Source organism: Leclercia sp. LSNIH3, from assembly GCF_002935105.1.
GTDB classification, from domain to species: Bacteria; Pseudomonadota; Gammaproteobacteria; order Enterobacterales; family Enterobacteriaceae; genus Enterobacter; species Enterobacter adecarboxylatus.
Map to the genome: position 1 here is coordinate 990,383 of NZ_CP026387.1, position 16,999 is coordinate 1,007,381.

A 16,999-nucleotide genomic window follows, 5' to 3' on the forward strand; every position below is an offset into this window, starting at 1 on the left:
CTTTTACCTAGGACGCGGCGATAAACAGATCCCGCAGCTGGTGCAGCTGGTCGCGGATCTGCGCGGCCTCCTCGAACTCCAGATTCTGCGCATGCTGCATCATCTGCCCTTCCAGCTCGTGAATTTTCTGCTGCAGCGCCTTCGGCGTCAGGGCAACGGTATCAGCCTCCACCGGTGAGCGTGACTTGCCGCGACCTTTCGCTTTGGTTTTGGCGATGTTCTGGCCGAGCGCCAGGATATCCACCACCTTCTTGTTCAGACCCTGCGGCGTAATGCCGTGCTCTTCGTTGTAGGCCTGCTGCTTCTCGCGACGGCGTTCCGTTTCCCCAATCGCTTTTGCCATTGATGGGGTGATTTTGTCGCCGTAGAGAATCGCTTTGCCGTTGACGTTACGCGCAGCGCGACCAATGGTCTGGATAAGCGAGCGCTCAGAGCGCAGGAAGCCCTCTTTATCGGCATCCAGAATCGCCACCAGCGACACTTCCGGCATATCCAGCCCTTCACGCAGCAAGTTGATCCCCACCAGCACGTCGAACTCGCCAAGACGCAGATCGCGGATGATCTCCATTCGCTCCACGGTGTCGATATCGGAGTGCAGATAGCGCACCTTCTCGCCGTGCTCCTCGAGGTATTCGGTCAGATCCTCGGCCATGCGTTTGGTCAGGGTGGTGACAAGCACGCGCTCGTTGATGGCCGACCGGGCGCGGATCTCCGACAGCAGGTCATCCACCTGCGTCGCAACCGGGCGCACTTCGATAATCGGATCCAGCAGGCCTGTCGGACGCACCACCTGATCGACCACTTCGTCGCCCGATTTCTCCAGCTCGTAGTTGCCCGGCGTTGCGGAAACGTAAATGGTTTGCGGTGCCAGCGCCTCAAACTCTTCAAACTTCATTGGGCGGTTATCCAGCGCTGACGGCAGGCGGAAGCCGTACTCCACCAGGGTCTCTTTACGCGCCCGGTCGCCACGATACATCCCGCCAATCTGCGGAATGGTGACGTGGGATTCGTCCACCACCAGCAGGCCATCCGCCGGCAGGTAGTCAAACAGGGTTGGCGGTGCCTCCCCCGGCCCGCGGCCAGAGAGATAGCGCGAGTAGTTTTCAATCCCGGAGCAGTAGCCCAGCTCGTTCATCATCTCGAGATCGAACTGGGTACGCTGGCTGATACGTTGCTCTTCCAGCAGCTTGTTATTGTCCAGCAGCGTTTTGCGGCGATCCGCCAACTCGACTTTGATATCTTCCATCGCCTGCACGATGCGCTCGCGCGGGGTCACGTAGTGGGTTTTCGGGTAGACGGTGAAGCGCTGAATAATTGACTCCACCTGGCCGGTCAGCGGGTCAAACAGCGACAGACGCTCGACCTCTTCATCGAACAGCTCGACGCGCAGCGCGAAGTCGTCCGACTCGGCCGGGAAGATATCGATGACCTCTCCGCGAACACGGAAGGTGCCACGCTGGAACGCCTGATCGTTACGGGTGTACTGCAGCTCCGCCAACCGCCGCAAAATGGCGCGCTGATCGATAATCATCCCCTGGGTCAGGTGCAGCATCATCTTCAGGTAGAGATCGGGATCGCCGAGGCCGTAAATGGCTGATACCGATGCCACCACCACTACGTCACGGCGTTCAAGCAGCGCCTTGGTCGCGGACAGACGCATCTGCTCGATATGCTCGTTCACCGAGGCATCTTTTTCGATAAAGGTATCGGAGCTGGGGACGTAGGCTTCCGGCTGATAGTAGTCGTAGTACGAGACGAAATACTCCACCGCATTTTCGGGGAAGAACTCTTTCATCTCGCCGTACAGCTGCGCAGCCAGCGTTTTATTCGGTGCCAGCACCATGGTCGGCCGCTGCAGATCGGCGATCACGTTGGCGACAGTGAAGGTTTTACCCGAACCGGTTACGCCCAGCAGCGTCTGGTGTGCAAGCCCATCCTCCAGCCCCTCTTTCAGACGGCGAATCGCTTCAGGCTGATCGCCGGAAGGACGGAAAGCGGAATTCAGTTTGAACGGTTTACTCATGAGCGGCGACCTGATGATGGTTAATACGGCAGGTGTGTAATTTTACTCCTGATGGCTATTTTTGCCAGTAAATTATACTGGATATAAATCCAGTGGCATCCGCGCCATTTTGTGCCAGCAGCAGTGGGAATCGAGCGAAGCTGCGTAAAATTTCGACTGCAACGGGATAAAATTCCAACAGGGGTGGGTTATCCCCAGAACTTTTCATTTTTTAACATTTGTCAAGGCGAGCCGCTGGACTTCACCCCTGCAAGTTGACACTTTGATGACAATGATTGCTTTTATTTAACGATTTGATCTTCTTAAAAGTTTTCAAAAAGACGCGTTTCGCAGCAATTCAGGCGCAGGCCGCGTATTCTCTCGCTTACCTTGTGTTTTCTAACTCTAATGCACATGGTTATCCACAGGAATAGTGGATAACTGCCGCCAGCCCATACGGAACGTGACTCGGCTCGTTCCCGGTTTTTACCCACAACGGGACGGTAAAAAATTTTTATCGCCTAATTTTGGCGATCTGATGACCAAAATCACCAAAGGATTTGGTGAGATCCTGTTCACATTTTGACCAAAATCGCCCTGCACCAGGCGCATCTCAGAGGGCACCGACACAGTGCATCGCCCCTGGCTCACCGCGCTGATTTTTGAGCCGATTCCGAAAAAAGCCGCTTTAAGCGCCCTTTTTCAGGCAGTGGCAAGAGTCTTGCAGAGTATCAGGTGTCACCGATGCCTGAAAAGGAGCACCACCATGTTAAGCCTGCGCGCCGTTAATCAGTATTACGGAGATCGCCACACCCTGTGGAACGTTGACCTCGATCTCCCCCCCGGCGTCTGCACCGGCGTACTCGGGCTACCCGGGATGGGGAAAACCACCCTCGTGAGCTGTATTGCTGGCCTGCTGCCGATTGCCAGCGGCACCATGGTTTGGCATGACGCCGGGGCCTCGCCCTGCGATTTGCAGCAGGCCAGAACGGGAATTAGCTTTGTGCCGCAGGACAGGCGGATCTTCTCGCAACTGACGGTAGAGGAAAATTTGCACATTGCGCGAATGGCGAAAGGCGTCGCGGGCGGGACAACAAGCCGCGACGTTTTTGAGTTCTTTCCCGAGCTTTATCCGCTGCGCCAGCTGCGGGCCTCCGGTCTTAACGACGATCAGCAATATCAGCTGGCGCTGGCGAACGCGCTGGTGACCCGCCCTCGCCTGCTTATCCTCGACGAGCCGAGCCGTGGGACCGGCCAGTTATTTACTCTCAAACTGGCGCAACTGCTGCTCAGGTTCAACCGGGAGCTGGGGTTATCAGTGCTGCTGGCCGAGCAGCACCTCTCCCTGATCCGCCGGGTAGCGGATCGCTTTTGCCTGCTTTACCGGGGGCGAAATGTAGCCCAGGGCAGGGTCAGCGAGCTGGATGATCCGCTTATAGCCCACTGGATGGGGCCTGCGGCGTCAGCGCAGTAAGGGAAAGATACTGCCCGACGGTTGCGGTGTCCGCTTCGTCGCCCAGCCACGGGATTTCGCCCAACAAGGGGGCTGGCAGCACGCGCCTGAGCGTGGCCATGTATTCAGGATGGCGCTTGCCGGGCGGCACCACCCCGTTCGCTACCCAGCCTGCAAAATGCAGCCCTGCCTGGCGGATCGCCTGCGCGGTCAGCATGGCGTGGTTAATACAGCCCAGCTTGACTCCCACCACCAGGATCACCGGCAGACGCTCGGCCATCACCCAGTCTGCGAAGGTCTGCTCCTGCGACAGCGGCGTAAACCAGCCGCCCGCGCCTTCCACCAGCACCCAGTCAGCCTGCGTCTCCAGCGAGCGTAACCCGGCGGAAAGCGTACTGAACAGGATCGGGCGCTGCTCATCCGCGCTGATGATATGCGGCGAGGTCGGCTCGGCAAAGGTGTAGGGATTGACCGCCGTATAGCTCATGGCCACGCTGCTGTTGCGTTGTAACGCCAGCGCATCGCTGTTACGCAGCCCCGCTGCGGTCATCTCGCTACCGGAGGCCACCGGTTTGTATCCCGCGGTATGGCGACCCAGCGCACGCGCCGCCTGTAACAGAGCGGTGCTGGCAACGGTTTTTCCGACCTCGGTGTCGGTGCCGGTGACAAAATAACGTTCAGTCACGTTCAATAATCCCATGAAAAAGTTGGTAAGAGAGCGGGAATTTTCCCGCCTGCTGTGGCCAGGCCTGGGCCAGCTGGTGCAGTTGCCCGCGGGTTAAGGGTTTACTCGACCGTCCGGCGTGAAGATGGGTGGCCCCAATCCCCTTCAGGGACTGCATGGCGCTGAGCGCATCGTCAAACAGCAGCGTAACGGTCTGGACCGCGGAGCGGTACTGCCAGCCGGACAGGGCGTCGTTTACCTGCTCCCCGGACAGAAACCGGTTGGCATGCGGCTGGGTATCTATCGCCTGCCAGGCCTGATTCAGCTCCGGCAGCGAGCCATTGAGCAGCGTCGTGAAGGCCACCTTGCCCCCCGGCTGCGCCACCCGGTAGAGTTCGGCCAGCGCCTGCGGCAGGCTGGCGCACCATTGCACCGCCAGATGGCTCCAGACGAGGCTGAACTGCCCCTCCGCCAGCGGAATGGCTTCGATATCGGCCTGCAGATAGTGGTCGGCCGCCTGGTTGCGACGCGCTTCCTCCAGCATCGGGGCGCAGAGATCCATCGCCGTCACGTGGCTCCCGGCCTTGCGCCAGGCGAGGCTGTTGCTCCCCGGTCCGCAGCCCGCATCCAGCACGCGGGGGAAACGGTTTTCAGCGAGCAAGGCCCGCAGCCCGTCAGCACTTTGCCGCTGGAGTCCGTCGTGGCGTGCGTAGCTGTGCGCCGCCCGGCCAAAGGCGGCGGCAATCGCCTGTTTATTCACTTGCGACATGCAGCGCCTCCAGTAATGCGGCAATATCTGCCGACTCATGGGCCGCCGTCAGGGTCAGGCGTAAGCGCGCCGTCCCTGCCGGAACGGTAGGGGGACGGATCGCGGTTACCCAGATCCCCTGCTGCCTGAGGGTGTGCGCCAGATGCAGCGCACGGGCGTTTTCGCCCACAATCAGCGGCTGAATGGCGCTCTGCGAGGCGGTGATCGTCATCGGGAGGTCACCCACACCCGCTCGGAACTGGCGGATATGCCCCGCCAGCCGCTGCCGACGCGCTTCACCTTCATCGCTACGGATCAGGTTAAAGGCCGCCTGCAGTGCCACCGCCTGGGCGGGCGGCATGCTGGTGCTGTAGATCAGGTGCCGGGCGAACTGCAGCAGGTAGTCGGCCACCGGGTCACTGCACAGTACCGCCGCCCCGCTGATGCCAACGCCTTTGCCAAAGGTCACCACCAGCAGCTCGGGTTTTACCCCCTGCCCGGCGGCACTTCCTCGCCCTTCTGGCCCGGTGACGCCAATGCCGTGGGCATCGTCCACCAGCAGCCAGCTGCCCTGGCGCTGCGCTGCCGCATGGATCTCACCCAGCGGCGCGCTGTCGCCGTCCATGCTAAAGATCCCCTCGGTCACGACAAGCTGTTGCCCTTCGCAGGGTTTATCCAGCAGCGCGTCCAACTGGGCGACATCGTTATGAGCAAAACGGCGTAACTGTGCCGGGCTAAGGCTGGCGGCCTCCAGCAGCGAGGCGTGGCTTAAGCGATCGGCCAGGATGCGATCGTCCTTGCCGGTCAGGGCGGCAATCAGCGCCTGATTGGCGGCAAAGCCGGATATAAACAGCAGCGCCCGGGGGTAGCCGAGCCAGTCAGCAAGATGCGCTTCCAGCGCCTGATGCGCATGGGTGTAGCCGCTCACGTGGCCGGAGCCGCCGCTGCCCACCCCGTACTGCTCCGCGCCCTGTTGCCAGGCGCGGATGATCGCCGGGTGCTGGCTCAGGCCGAGATAGTCATTGCCGGAGAAATTGCAGTATTGCCGCTGCTCGCGGATGAGAAAGCGCCCCGCGCCGTGCTCCACCGGGGTGCGCACGCGCAGGGCGTCTGCCGCCCGGCGCGCATCAAGGGCAGCATCGATGCGTTGTTGCCAGGTCATACCGTCGCCGCGTTGTAGAACTGGTCGGTATCGGCGTTGATTAATTGCTGCTCGAGCTGATGCTGCTGCTCGTTATCGCCCGTCAGCACCGCGGTCTGCTGCGGATTCAGCCCCAGCTTGCGGAACAGCTGTACGTCTTTGTCCTCTTCCGGGTTCGGGGTGGTGAGCAGCTTGCAGCCGTAGAAAATGGAGTTGGCCCCGGCCATAAAGCACATCGCCTGGGTCTGCTCATTCATCTGCTCCCGGCCCGCCGAGAGGCGCACGAACGACGTCGGCATCATCACGCGCGCTACGGCAATAGTGCGAATAAAATCAAACGCGTCCACATCGTCGTTGTCGGCCAGCGGGGTGCCCTTCACCTTCACCAGCATGTTAATCGGCACGCTCTCTGGCGGGGTCGGCAGGTTCGCCAGTTGCAGGAGCAGACCGGCGCGATCGGTCACCGTTTCGCCCAAGCCGACAATCCCGCCCGAGCAGACCTTAATGCCCGCATCGCGCACTTTGTCCAGCGTATCCAGACGCTCCTGATAGGTGCGGGTGGTGATAATGTTGCCGTAAAACTCCGGGGAGGTGTCGAGGTTATGGTTGTAGTAATCCAGCCCTGCCGAGGCCAGACGCTGGGCCTGGGTGTCGTCCAGCGTGCCGAGGGTCATACAGGCTTCGAGGCCCATGGCCTTCACACCCTGCACCATCTGCTCGAGGTAGGGCATGTCGCGCTCGTGCGGGTTTTTCCATGCCGCGCCCATGCAGAAGCGGGTCGAACCGGCGTTTTTCGCCTGACGCGCCGACTCCAGCACCTGCTCGACCTCCATCAGGCGTTCGGATTCAAGGCCAGTCTTATAGCGCGCGCTTTGCGGGCAATATTTGCAATCTTCCGGGCAGGCGCCGGTTTTGATCGACAGCAGAGTACTGACCTGAACCTGCTGCGGGTCGAAATGCTGACGGTGGATCTGCTGCGCTTCAAACAGCAGTTCCAGCAGCGGTTTTTCAAATAATGCGGTGACTTGCGACAATGTCCAGCGAGTCTGGTGAGCCATGGGGCGTCTCCAAAGGGGTTTAGTTCAGGATGGGTTCGGGTTATGCTTGTAAACCTAAATGTTTTCAAAATGGTTTACAAGTCGATTATGACAACGGACGATCTTGCCTTCGATCAGCGCCATATCTGGCATCCCTACACCTCCATGACTCAGCCCCTGCCGGTATACCCAGTGACGGAAGCACACGGCTGCGAGCTGACGCTGGCCAGCGGCGAACAGCTGGTGGACGGTATGTCCTCCTGGTGGGCAGCCATTCATGGCTACAACCATCCGCGGCTGAATGACGCGATGAAAGCGCAGATTGACCGCATGTCCCACGTGATGTTCGGTGGGATCACCCATCAACCGGCGGTGGATCTCTGCCGTCGGCTGGTGGCGATGACCCCCGAGGCGCTGGAGTGTGTTTTCCTGGCGGATTCCGGCTCGGTGGCGGTGGAAGTAGCGATGAAAATGGCCCTGCAGTACTGGCATGCGAAGGGCGAAAGCCGTCAGCGCTTTATCACCTTCCGCAACGGCTACCACGGCGACACCTTCGGCGCGATGTCGGTGTGCGATCCCGACAACTCCATGCACAGCCTGTGGAAAGGCTACCTGCCAGAAAACCTGTTTGCCCCGGCACCGCAAAGCCGCTTTGACGGCGAGTGGGATGAAATGGACATGGTCGGCTTTGCCCGTCTGATGGCCGCCCATCGCCATGAGATTGCGGCGGTGATCCTTGAGCCAGTGGTACAGGGTGCGGGCGGGATGCGCATGTATCACCCGGAGTGGCTGAAGCGCATTCGCAGGATGTGCGACCGCGAAGGCATCCTGCTGATTGCCGATGAAATTGCCACCGGCTTCGGGCGTACCGGCAAGCTGTTTGCCTGTGAGCACGCGGGCATTACGCCGGACATTCTCTGTCTCGGCAAAGCCCTGACGGGCGGCACCATGACGCTCTCCGCCACCCTCACCACTCGCCAGGTGGCAGAGACCATCAGCAATGGCGAAGCAGGCTGCTTTATGCACGGCCCGACCTTTATGGGCAACCCGCTGGCCTGTGCGGTGGCCAGCGAGAGTCTGGCGTTGCTGGAGAGCGGCGAGTGGCAGAGCCAGGTGGCTGCCATCGAAGCCCAGCTGAAGGATGAGCTGGCGGCGGCGCGGGAGGCAGAATATGTCGCTGACGTGCGTGTGCTGGGGGCCATCGGCGTCGTCGAAACCACCCATCCGGTGAACATGGCGGCGTTGCAACGCTTCTTTGTGGCGCGTGGCGTCTGGGTACGCCCGTTCGGGAAACTAATTTATCTGATGCCGCCGTATATCATTGGCCGCGATCAGCTCAGCAAACTGACCGCCGCCGTGGTGGATGCCGTGAATAATCCCGCCCACTTTGCGATTTAAGCCCACAGGATTACACTTTTTGCAGGGCTTATACGGAGAGATACGATGAAACTGATCAGTCAGGATCTGCAAGACGGCGATAAACTCCCGCTGCGCCACGTGTTTAACGGTATGGGATATGAGGGAGATAACATCTCTCCGCATCTGGCGTGGGACGAGGTGCCATCGGGCACCAAAAGCTTTGTCGTGACCTGTTACGACCCGGATGCGCCTACCGGCTCGGGCTGGTGGCACTGGATCGTCGCCAATATTCCCGCCGATACCCGCGTATTGCCGCAGGGTTCCGGCTCCTCGCTGGTGGCGCTGCCGGATGGCGCGGTGGAGACCCGTACCGATTTTGGTAAGCCGGGATATGGCGGCGCGGCTCCGCCGAAAGGCGAAACCCATCGCTATATCTTTACGGTGCATGCGCTGGATGTGGAGAGAATCGAGGTCGATGAAGAGGCGAGCGGTGCGATGGTGGGCTTTAACGTCCATTTCCATACCCTGGGCAGCGCGTCGATTACGGCGATGTACAGTTAACTAAAAAAACCGGCCAATAAGCCGGTTTTTTTGTAGGCCCGGTAAGCGAAACGCCACCGGGCAAACCGTTACAGCACGGGAGGCAATAACGCCACCAGAGTGCGTTTATCCAGCAGCCCCATCGCCGCATCAATATCCGGGGCGAAGAAGCGGTCATCATCATAGTGCGCCACCTGCTCCCGCAGGATCTGCCGCGCCTGCTCCAGCAGCGGGCTGGAGGTCAGACCGTCGCGCAGATCGCAGCCCTGACAGGCCGCCAGCCACTCCACCGCCAGCACGCCGCGGGTATTGCTTGCCATCTCCCACAAACGACGCCCCGCCGCTGGGGCCATCGAGACATGATCTTCCTGGTTGGCTGAGGTCGGCAGGCTGTCCACGCTGTGCGGGTGCGACAGGGCTTTGTTCTCGCTCGCCAGCGCCGCCGCCGTCACCTGGGCAATCATAAACCCGGAGTTTACGCCGCCGTTGCGCACCAGGAACGGCGGCAGTTGCGACATGTGTTTATCCATCATCAGCGCGATACGGCGTTCGGACAGCGCGCCGATTTCGGCAATCGCCAGGGCCAGATTATCCGCCGCCATCGCCACCGGTTCGGCATGGAAGTTCCCGCCGGAGACCACGTCGTTTTCGGCCGCGAACACCAGCGGGTTATCGGAAACGGCGTTGGATTCAACCAGCAGGACCTCTGCCACCTGGCGCATCTGGGTCAGGCAGGCGCCCATCACCTGCGGCTGGCAGCGCAGGGAGTACGGATCCTGCACTTTGTCGCAGTTGTGGTGCGATTCGGCAATGGCGCTGGTATCGGTCAGCACGTGACGGAACAGCGCCGCGGCGTCGATCTGCCCGCGCTGGCCGCGCACGTCATGAATACGGGCATCGAACGGACGGCGGGAACCAAGCACCGCTTCGGTGGTGAGCGCCCCGCAGACAACCGCAGAGGCAAACAGATCTTCGGCTTCGAACAGGCCTCGCAGGGCAAAAGCGGTGGAAGCCTGGGTGCCGTTCAACAGCGCCAGCCCCTCTTTTGCCGCCAGCGTGACCGGGGCAAGCCCCGCTTTTTGCAGGGCGGTGGCGGCCGGTAGCCATTCCCCACGGTAACGGGCTTTGCCCTCGCCGAGCAGGGTCAGGGACATATGCGCCAGCGGGGCCAGGTCACCGGACGCGCCGACCGAACCTTTGGCCGGGATCCACGGATAAACCCCGGCATTGACCAGCGCGATCAAAGCCTGAATCACACTCAGGCGGATACCGGAGAAACCGCGCGCCAGGCTGTTAATTTTCAGCACCATCATCAGACGCACAATGTTGTCATCCAGCGGCTCGCCGACGCCTGCCGCATGGGACAGCACCAGCGAACGTTGCAGATTTTCCAGGTCGTGGGTAGCGATACGCGTCTGCGCCAGCAGGCCAAAACCGGTGTTGATCCCGTAGGCGGTGCGCCCCTCTGCCACTATCGCTTCCACGCAGGCCACGCTGTCGTTAATCGCCTGGTGGGCTGATTCATCAAGCGTCAGCTGCAGCGGCTGTTGCCAGACCTGGCGCAGCTGGGCCAGCGTCAGTGAACCGGGGATCAGGGTTAAGGCGTTCATCAGTGCTTTCCTTCTCTGGAGGTGATCATCGGCAGGTTCAGGCCCTGCTCTTTCGCGCAATCAATCGCGATGTCATACCCGGCATCAGCATGGCGCATTACGCCTGTCGCCGGATCGTTGTGCAGAACGCGGGCAATACGGGCCGCGGCTTCATCGGTGCCGTCACAGACGATCACCATCCCGGCATGTTGGGAGAAGCCCATCCCTACCCCGCCGCCGTGGTGCAGCGAGACCCAGGTCGCGCCGCTGGCGGTATTGAGCAGGGCGTTCAGCAGCGGCCAGTCGGATACCGCGTCGGAACCATCCTGCATCGCTTCGGTTTCGCGGTTCGGGCTGGCAACCGAGCCGGAATCAAGATGGTCGCGACCGATGACGATTGGCGCGGAGACTTCCCCGCTGCGAACCATTTCATTGAAGGCCAGGCCCAGCTTCTGGCGCCACTCCAGCCCCACCCAGCAGATACGCGCCGGTAAACCCTGGAAGCTAATGCGCTCGCGGGCCATATCCAGCCAGTGATGCAGGTGCTCATCATCGGCGACGATCTCTTTCACTTTGGCGTCGGTTTTGTAGATATCTTCCGGGTCGCCTGAAAGCGCCACCCAGCGGAACGGGCCGATGCCGCGGCAGAACAGAGGGCGGATATAGGCAGGGACAAAGCCCGTGAAATCGAAGGCGTTGGTCACCCCCATCTCTTTCGCCATCTGGCGAATGTTGTTGCCGTAATCGAAAGTGGGCACGCCCTGCTGGCTGAAGGCCAGCATCGCGCTGACGTGCTCGGCCATCGAACGCTTCGCCGCCAGTACGGTGCCTTCAGGATCCTGCTGGGCTTTCTGCTGATACTCTTCCCAGCTCCAGCCTTTTGGCAGGTAGCCGTGCAGCGGATCGTGGGCGCTGGTCTGGTCGGTGACCAGGTCCGGGCGTACGCCGCGCGCCACCAGTTCCGGCACGATATCGGCGGCGTTGCCGCACAGGGCAATCGAGACCGCTTTGCCTTGCTGGGTGTATTTATTGATACGTGCGAGGGCGTCATCCAGCGAGTCGGCCTGCTCATCGACGTAACGGGTGCGCAGACGGAAATCGATGCGGCTCTGCTGGCACTCAATATTCAGGGAGCAGGCGCCTGCCAGGGTCGCTGCCAGCGGCTGTGCGCCACCCATCCCGCCTAAGCCCGCAGTCAGTACCCAACGTCCTTTCAGGGAGCCGTTGTAGTGCTGGCGACCCGCTTCGACAAAGGTCTCGTAGGTGCCCTGGACGATGCCCTGGCTGCCGATGTAGATCCAGCTGCCCGCGGTCATCTGGCCATACATTGCCAGCCCCTTCGCATCCAGCTCGTTGAAGTGTTCCCAGGTCGCCCAGTGCGGCACCAGGTTGGAGTTGGCGATCAGCACGCGCGGAGCGTTTTTGTGGGTTTTGAATACGCCGACCGGTTTGCCGGATTGCACCAGCAGGGTTTCGTCGTTTTCCAGTTCGGTGAGGGCGGCAACTATCGCGTCATAACAGGCCCAGTTACGCGCCGCGCGGCCAATCCCGCCATACACCACCAGCTCGTGAGGATTTTCCGCCACGTCGGGATCGAGGTTGTTCATTAACATGCGCAGCGGGGCTTCGGTGAGCCAGCTTTTGGCATTTAACGTGGTGCCACGGGGGGCGCGGATCTCTTGCTGGCGATACTTACCTGACGACATTGTGTGCTCCTCATTGGGGACAGAATATACAGTAAGATATACTTGTATAGACAAGTGCACACAAGGCTGGTTTTAACAATTACGATACATTTTTGTTATATTGCGTCAGCAATCACGCTTTTGGCTTATGACATGAAATGGCCCTGCAGCCGGTAGCGGTTGCCCGGGAACAGCAATCTGGCATGGGAAACGATGTGCGAGGCTGACCAGGTGCGGCGGTGGATCAGCAGGCAGGGATCGTGCTCTTTAATGCGCAGCAGCTCGCACTCCTGCGGCGTGGCGCGTACCGCTTCAACGATATGCTCCCCTTCCGTCAGCGGCGCAACCTGCGACAGCCAGGCATGAGGCGTGGTGACGGTGTAGTCCTGTTGCAGATAGTCCGGCACCAGCGTGGCGTTTACACAGCGATCTTCTATCTGGACCGGTACGTCGTTTTCGTAGTGCAGCATCAGGGAGTGGAAGATCAGCGTGCCCTCTTTAACATTCAGCGCCACGGCCTGCACGGCGTTGGCCTGCGTCTCTTCGAGGAGCAACACCTCACAACGGTGTTGATGGTTGCGGGAGGCGATCTCATCGGCAATGCTGCGGATCTCAAACAGCGCCGACTGCCCCTTCGGCTCGGCCACAAACGTGCCGACCCCCTGCAGACGCACCAGCAGCCCCTCATCGGTTAGCTCCCGCAGCGCGCGGTTAATGGTCATCCGGCTAAAGCCGAACTGCGCCACCAGCTCGGCTTCGGACGGGATGCGATCGTGCGGACGCCAGACGCCGGTGGCGATCTGATGGCTGATCGCTTGTTTTACCTTTTCATAGAAAGGGGCTGGCGTATTGGCCTGCTGCTGCGGGGCGCGAGAAAACATAGCAATTCCTTAAGCCGGAAGAAAAAGTCGAGTATATACAGCCTTTATGCCCACCAGTGAGCTATTTGCCAGGCAAGCCGCGCGGCGAGCTTCGCGCCCTGACCGTCGCGGTCGAAACCGGGGCTGAACTCTACCAGATCGGCCGCCTGCAGTTTGCCGCTGCGGCAGACCCGCTCAATGACCGGCAGCAGATCCCGGGCGGGAACGCCCAGCGCGGCAGGCGCGGACACAGCGGGCATCTCCCCGGCCGGCATCACGTCAAGGTCGATGGTGAGATAGACCCGATCCGCCTCGTTCAGAATGTTCTCAACTACCCGTGACGCCTGCTGCGGGAAGTCGAGATCCTCGACCAGGGTGACGTTAAGACGGGCCGCCTCATCCCAGAGTGCCCGGGTATTTGCCGCCCGGCTAACCCCCAGGCAGGCATAGTGAAACTCACGTTGCTGTTCCGCGCAGTACAGCGCCAGCTGGCGGAAGGGTGTCCCGGAGGTGGCCTGGCTGGCGTTTCGCAGATCGAGATGCGCATCCAGGTTGATAATCACCACCCGCTCGCCGGGAAAGGCATCCAGCACGCCCCGGCCATGCGCCCAGGCGGTTTCATGCCCACCGCCGAACACCAGGGTGCGCATTCCCGCCTGCTGACAGGCGGTCACCGTCTCACTCAGCGCCTGCTGGGCGGCCTCCAGCGCCTCCCCTCCAACGCAGATGTTGCCCATGTCGGTCAGTCGCTCATGGCCCTCATGGCTGGCCATATTCCCTAGCGTCCGGCGTAACGTATCCGGGGCCTGTGCGGCACCGGTCCGGCCCTGATTGCGTCTCACCCCTTCGTCACAGGCGAAGCCGATCAGGGCGATGCCGTCGCCAGAAGGCTGCTGCGTGTCGCTTTGCCGTACGGTCTGGAACAGGCGCAGGGCGTTGCTGGCCTCGTGACGGTCGTCGCGCCCCTGCCAGATGTCAGGCGAAACGGGCTGCCACAGACTCATTGTACTTTTCCTCTGAATACGCGCTGATAAAGCGGGTTACGCCCCGGCTCATACACCATCTCCACCGGGCTTTTCGCATCCCAGATCGCCAGATCGGCGACAAACCCGGCCTTCAGCTGGCCGTGCGTTTCGCCGCGACCGAGCGCCTGTGCGGCGTGCCGGGTCACCCCTGCCCACGCCTCTTCCGGGGTCAGACCAAACTGGACGCAGGCCATGTTCATCGCCAGATGCAGACTGGCAAACGGGCTGGTGCCAGGGTTGTAATCGGTGGCGACGGCCATCGGCACCCCCTGCTGACGTAACAGCGCAACCGGCGGACGCTGGCGCTCCTGTAAGAAATAGAAAGCACCGGGCAGCAACACCGCCACGGTGCCGCTTCGGGACATCGCGCTCACCCCGGCTTCATCAAGATATTCAATGTGATCGGCAGATAGCCCCTGGTAACGGCTCACCAGCGCGGTGCCGCCGAGATTCGAGAGCTGTTCGACGTGGCCTTTTATCGGGATCCCCCGGGCCTGTGCCGCCTGAAACACCCGCTCGCTCTGTGCTGGAGTAAAGCCGACATTCTCGCAAAACACATCCACGGCTTCGAAAAGCCCTTTCTCCCACAGCTGCGGCAGGGTGTGCTGACAAACATGGTCTATATAAGCATCGGGATCCTGGCGGTACTCTTTCGGCACCGCGTGAGCGGCCAGCAACGTCGGGCTGATCTCAATGGGATGGGTATGCGCCAGACGCTGGACCACGCGCAGCATCTTCTCTTCCGTTTCGTCGTTCAGGCCATAACCGGATTTGATTTCGAGGGTGGTGACGCCTTCGCGCATCAGGCGCTGTAAACGCTGCTGCGCCAGCTGCTCAAGCTGCTCTGGCGTACTGTTCCGGGTGGCGGTCACCGTGGCATTAATCCCACCGCCCTGGGCGCTGATGGTCTGATAGGAGACGCCGTTCAGCCGCTGCTCCCACTCGGCGGCGCGATCGCCGCCGAACACCAGATGGGTGTGGCAATCGATCAGGCCCGGCGTGACCAGCCGGCCCTGTAAATCGTTGGCGTTGGGCAGATCCGCAGGCAGGTCAGATTCAGGCACGATCGCCAGGATGGTCTCACCGCGTACAATTAACGCCCGGTTCTCCAGCAGACCATAGGCTGTGCCGTGGGCAGGATCCAGGGTCGCGAGGCGCAGGTTACGCCAGATTACGTCGTCGGGATGAAGTTGCAGCATCGGGCTTCCGCTTGTCATGAGTTGTATAGACATTTATTTTCATTCCCGGCGGCCTGTCAATCGCCTTTACCGAAATTGTTATTTATTTGTGACAACTTTCCCGCTAAGCGTGGGAAGAAAAAGTAACTTTTTGCCTTTTCATCTTCCCGTTTCGCTCAACTTAGTATAAAAAAGCAGGCTATTTCAGTTATCCCCCTATTGATATGCTTAGCAGGAGCTTCCCTTGAACATTTCCAGGATTTCTCGTCTGGCGCTGGCCCTCGCATTTGGCGTGACGTTGTCTGCGTGCAGCTCTACGCCGCCGGATCAACTGCCTTCAGAGCAGGCCGCGCCAGGCACGGCTTCCCGCCCGATCCTTTCCGCTGATGAAGCGAAAAACTTCCAGCAGGCCCGCTACTTCACGGCCATGGATCCGAACGCGGCGCCGTGGAGTCCTTATGCCATTCGCCTGCCTGCACAGCCAAACTTTGTTGTTGGCCCGGCGGGAACCCAGGGCGTTACGCATACCACTATCCAGGCGGCCGTCGATGCAGCCATTGCTAAGCACAGCAGCTCCCGCCAGTACATCGCCATTTTACCCGGCGAATACGAAGGGACGGTGTATGTACCTGCCGCGCCAGGCAGCGTGACCCTGTACGGTACGGGCGAAAAACCCATTGATGTGAAAATTGGTCTGGCGATCGACTCCGAAATCGATACCACCACCTGGCGTCGTCTGGTTAACCCGGGCGGTAAATACATGCCTGGCAAACCAGCCTGGTACATGTTTGACCGTTGCCAGAGCAAGCAAAGCGCCACCATCGGCGTGATGTGTTCCGCGGTCTTCTGGTCGCAGAACAACGGCCTGCAGCTGCAGAACCTGACGATTGAAAACAATCTGGGTGACAGCGTCGATGCCGGAAACCACCAGGCCGTAGCCCTGCGCAGCGATGGCGATCAGGTGCAGATCGACAAGGTGAATATTCTGGGTCGTCAGAACACCTTCTTCGTCACCAACAGCGGTGTCGAGAATACCCTGAAAAACAACCGCATCACTCGCACCCTGGTGACTAACAGCTACATCGAAGGCGATGTGGATATTGTTTCAGGTCGCGGTGCGGTGGTGTTTGATAATACCGATTTCCGCGTGATGAACAGCCGTACGCAGCAGGAAGGCTATGTCTTCGCACCGGCTACCCTGTCGAACATGTTCTATGGCTTCCTGGCGGTAAACAGCCGCTTTACCGCGATGGGTGATGGTGTGGCGCAACTGGGCCGCTCGCTGGATGTCGATTCTGCCTCTAACGGCCAGGTAGTGATCCGCGACAGCGTGATCAACGAAGGCTTTAATATGGCAAAACCCTGGGGCAACGCCGCGATTTCTCAGCGTCCGTATGCGGGTAACACCGGTGCGGTGGATGATAAAGGCAACGTGCAGCGTAACCTTAACGACGCTAGCTTCAACCGCATGTGGGAATACAACAACCGCGGTGTAGGCAGCAAAGTTATCGCCGAACCAAAGCAGTAAGATTCTGGTAAAAAGGGGGAGTGACTCCCCCTTATTGCTGCGGCTGGGCACGTCAGGCACCGCGCCTAAGATACGCATCCAGCCGTTGCAAACAGCAACCCTGCTTATAGCGCATCAGCTCGGGATTAATAGTGGGGTTGGTGTTATCGGTGTGCTCACCCGATTACCTCCGGGCATAAAAAAACCTCGC

The 16,999-nt window shown here is 60.4% G+C and carries 14 protein-coding genes; 4 read left to right on the plus strand and 10 right to left on the minus strand.

From position 1 onward, the window contains the following. Positions 1 to 7 precede the first annotated feature (7 nt). Positions 8 to 2,023, minus strand: a complete 2,016-nt coding sequence (uvrB, locus tag C3F35_RS04815) for an excinuclease ABC subunit UvrB (protein ID WP_103791935.1) — start codon at positions 2,021 to 2,023, stop codon at positions 8 to 10. A 745-nt stretch (positions 2,024 to 2,768) separates the two neighbouring features. On the opposite strand from uvrB, the gene C3F35_RS04820 reads away from it, so the two are divergent. Further along, positions 2,769 to 3,476, plus strand: a complete 708-nt coding sequence (locus C3F35_RS04820; protein WP_032617131.1) for an ABC transporter ATP-binding protein — start codon at positions 2,769 to 2,771, stop codon at positions 3,474 to 3,476. Here the strand turns inward: C3F35_RS04820 and bioD are convergent. From bioD to bioB, 4 genes are read right to left on the minus strand one after another with little or no spacing between them, the layout of a single operon-like run. Continuing rightward, complete coding sequence (gene bioD / locus C3F35_RS04825) at positions 3,436 to 4,140, minus strand: dethiobiotin synthase (protein ID WP_199186135.1); 705 nt, start codon at positions 4,138 to 4,140, stop codon at positions 3,436 to 3,438. The two genes, C3F35_RS04820 and bioD, sit on opposite strands and share 41 nt — an antisense overlap. Beyond that, complete coding sequence (bioC, locus tag C3F35_RS04830; RefSeq protein WP_103791933.1) at positions 4,133 to 4,888, minus strand: malonyl-ACP O-methyltransferase BioC; 756 nt, start codon at positions 4,886 to 4,888, stop codon at positions 4,133 to 4,135. Before bioC ends, bioD begins: the two co-directional genes overlap by 8 nt. Continuing rightward, complete coding sequence (gene bioF, locus C3F35_RS04835; RefSeq protein WP_103791932.1) at positions 4,872 to 6,029, minus strand: 8-amino-7-oxononanoate synthase; 1,158 nt, start codon at positions 6,027 to 6,029, stop codon at positions 4,872 to 4,874. Before bioF ends, bioC begins: the two co-directional genes overlap by 17 nt. Beyond that, positions 6,026 to 7,066: a biotin synthase BioB gene (gene bioB / locus C3F35_RS04840; protein WP_077226613.1), complete on the minus strand. Its 1,041-nt coding sequence runs from the start codon at positions 7,064 to 7,066 to the stop codon at positions 6,026 to 6,028. The genes bioF and bioB overlap by 4 nt, the downstream gene beginning before the upstream one ends. A gap of 69 nt (positions 7,067 to 7,135) precedes the next feature. On the opposite strand from bioB, the gene bioA reads away from it, so the two are divergent. Further along, positions 7,136 to 8,443 carry an adenosylmethionine--8-amino-7-oxononanoate transaminase gene (gene bioA / locus C3F35_RS04845; RefSeq protein ID WP_103792027.1) on the plus strand — a complete coding sequence of 436 codons (1,308 nt, stop codon included), beginning with the start codon at positions 7,136 to 7,138 and terminating at the stop codon, positions 8,441 to 8,443. A 45-nt stretch (positions 8,444 to 8,488) separates the two neighbouring features. Next, entirely contained in the window at positions 8,489 to 8,965 is a 477-nt protein-coding gene (locus C3F35_RS04850; protein WP_059308474.1) for a kinase inhibitor, read from the plus strand. Between the two features lie 68 nt (positions 8,966 to 9,033). On the opposite strand, the gene hutH is transcribed toward C3F35_RS04850, so the two are convergent. The 5 genes from hutH to hutI all read right to left on the minus strand — a co-directional run bounded on the left by hutH (position 9,034) and on the right by hutI (position 15,302). Next, a complete protein-coding gene (gene hutH / locus C3F35_RS04855) occupies positions 9,034 to 10,554 on the minus strand; it encodes a histidine ammonia-lyase (protein ID WP_032617123.1) in 1,521 nt (506 codons plus the stop codon). Further along, positions 10,554 to 12,239: a urocanate hydratase gene (gene hutU / locus C3F35_RS04860; RefSeq protein ID WP_103791931.1), complete on the minus strand. Its 1,686-nt coding sequence runs from the start codon at positions 12,237 to 12,239 to the stop codon at positions 10,554 to 10,556. Before hutU ends, hutH begins: the two co-directional genes overlap by 1 nt. 125 nt (positions 12,240 to 12,364) lie before the next feature. After that, positions 12,365 to 13,099 (minus strand): histidine utilization repressor, encoded by a 735-nt coding sequence (locus tag C3F35_RS04865; RefSeq protein WP_032617121.1) that lies wholly within the window; start codon positions 13,097 to 13,099, stop codon positions 12,365 to 12,367. Between the two features lie 44 nt (positions 13,100 to 13,143). Continuing rightward, positions 13,144 to 14,082 (minus strand): formimidoylglutamase, encoded by a 939-nt coding sequence (gene hutG, locus C3F35_RS04870; protein WP_103791930.1) that lies wholly within the window; start codon positions 14,080 to 14,082, stop codon positions 13,144 to 13,146. Then, a complete protein-coding gene (gene hutI / locus C3F35_RS04875; RefSeq protein ID WP_103791929.1) occupies positions 14,079 to 15,302 on the minus strand; it encodes an imidazolonepropionase in 1,224 nt (407 codons plus the stop codon). Before hutI ends, hutG begins: the two co-directional genes overlap by 4 nt. A gap of 223 nt (positions 15,303 to 15,525) precedes the next feature. On the opposite strand from hutI, the gene C3F35_RS04880 reads away from it, so the two are divergent. Beyond that, the gene (locus C3F35_RS04880) at positions 15,526 to 16,809 is read left to right on the plus strand and encodes a putative acyl-CoA thioester hydrolase (RefSeq protein ID WP_103791928.1); all 1,284 of its coding nucleotides are present in this window, start codon (positions 15,526 to 15,528) and stop codon (positions 16,807 to 16,809) included. The last annotated feature ends 190 nt before the right edge of the window (positions 16,810 to 16,999 follow it).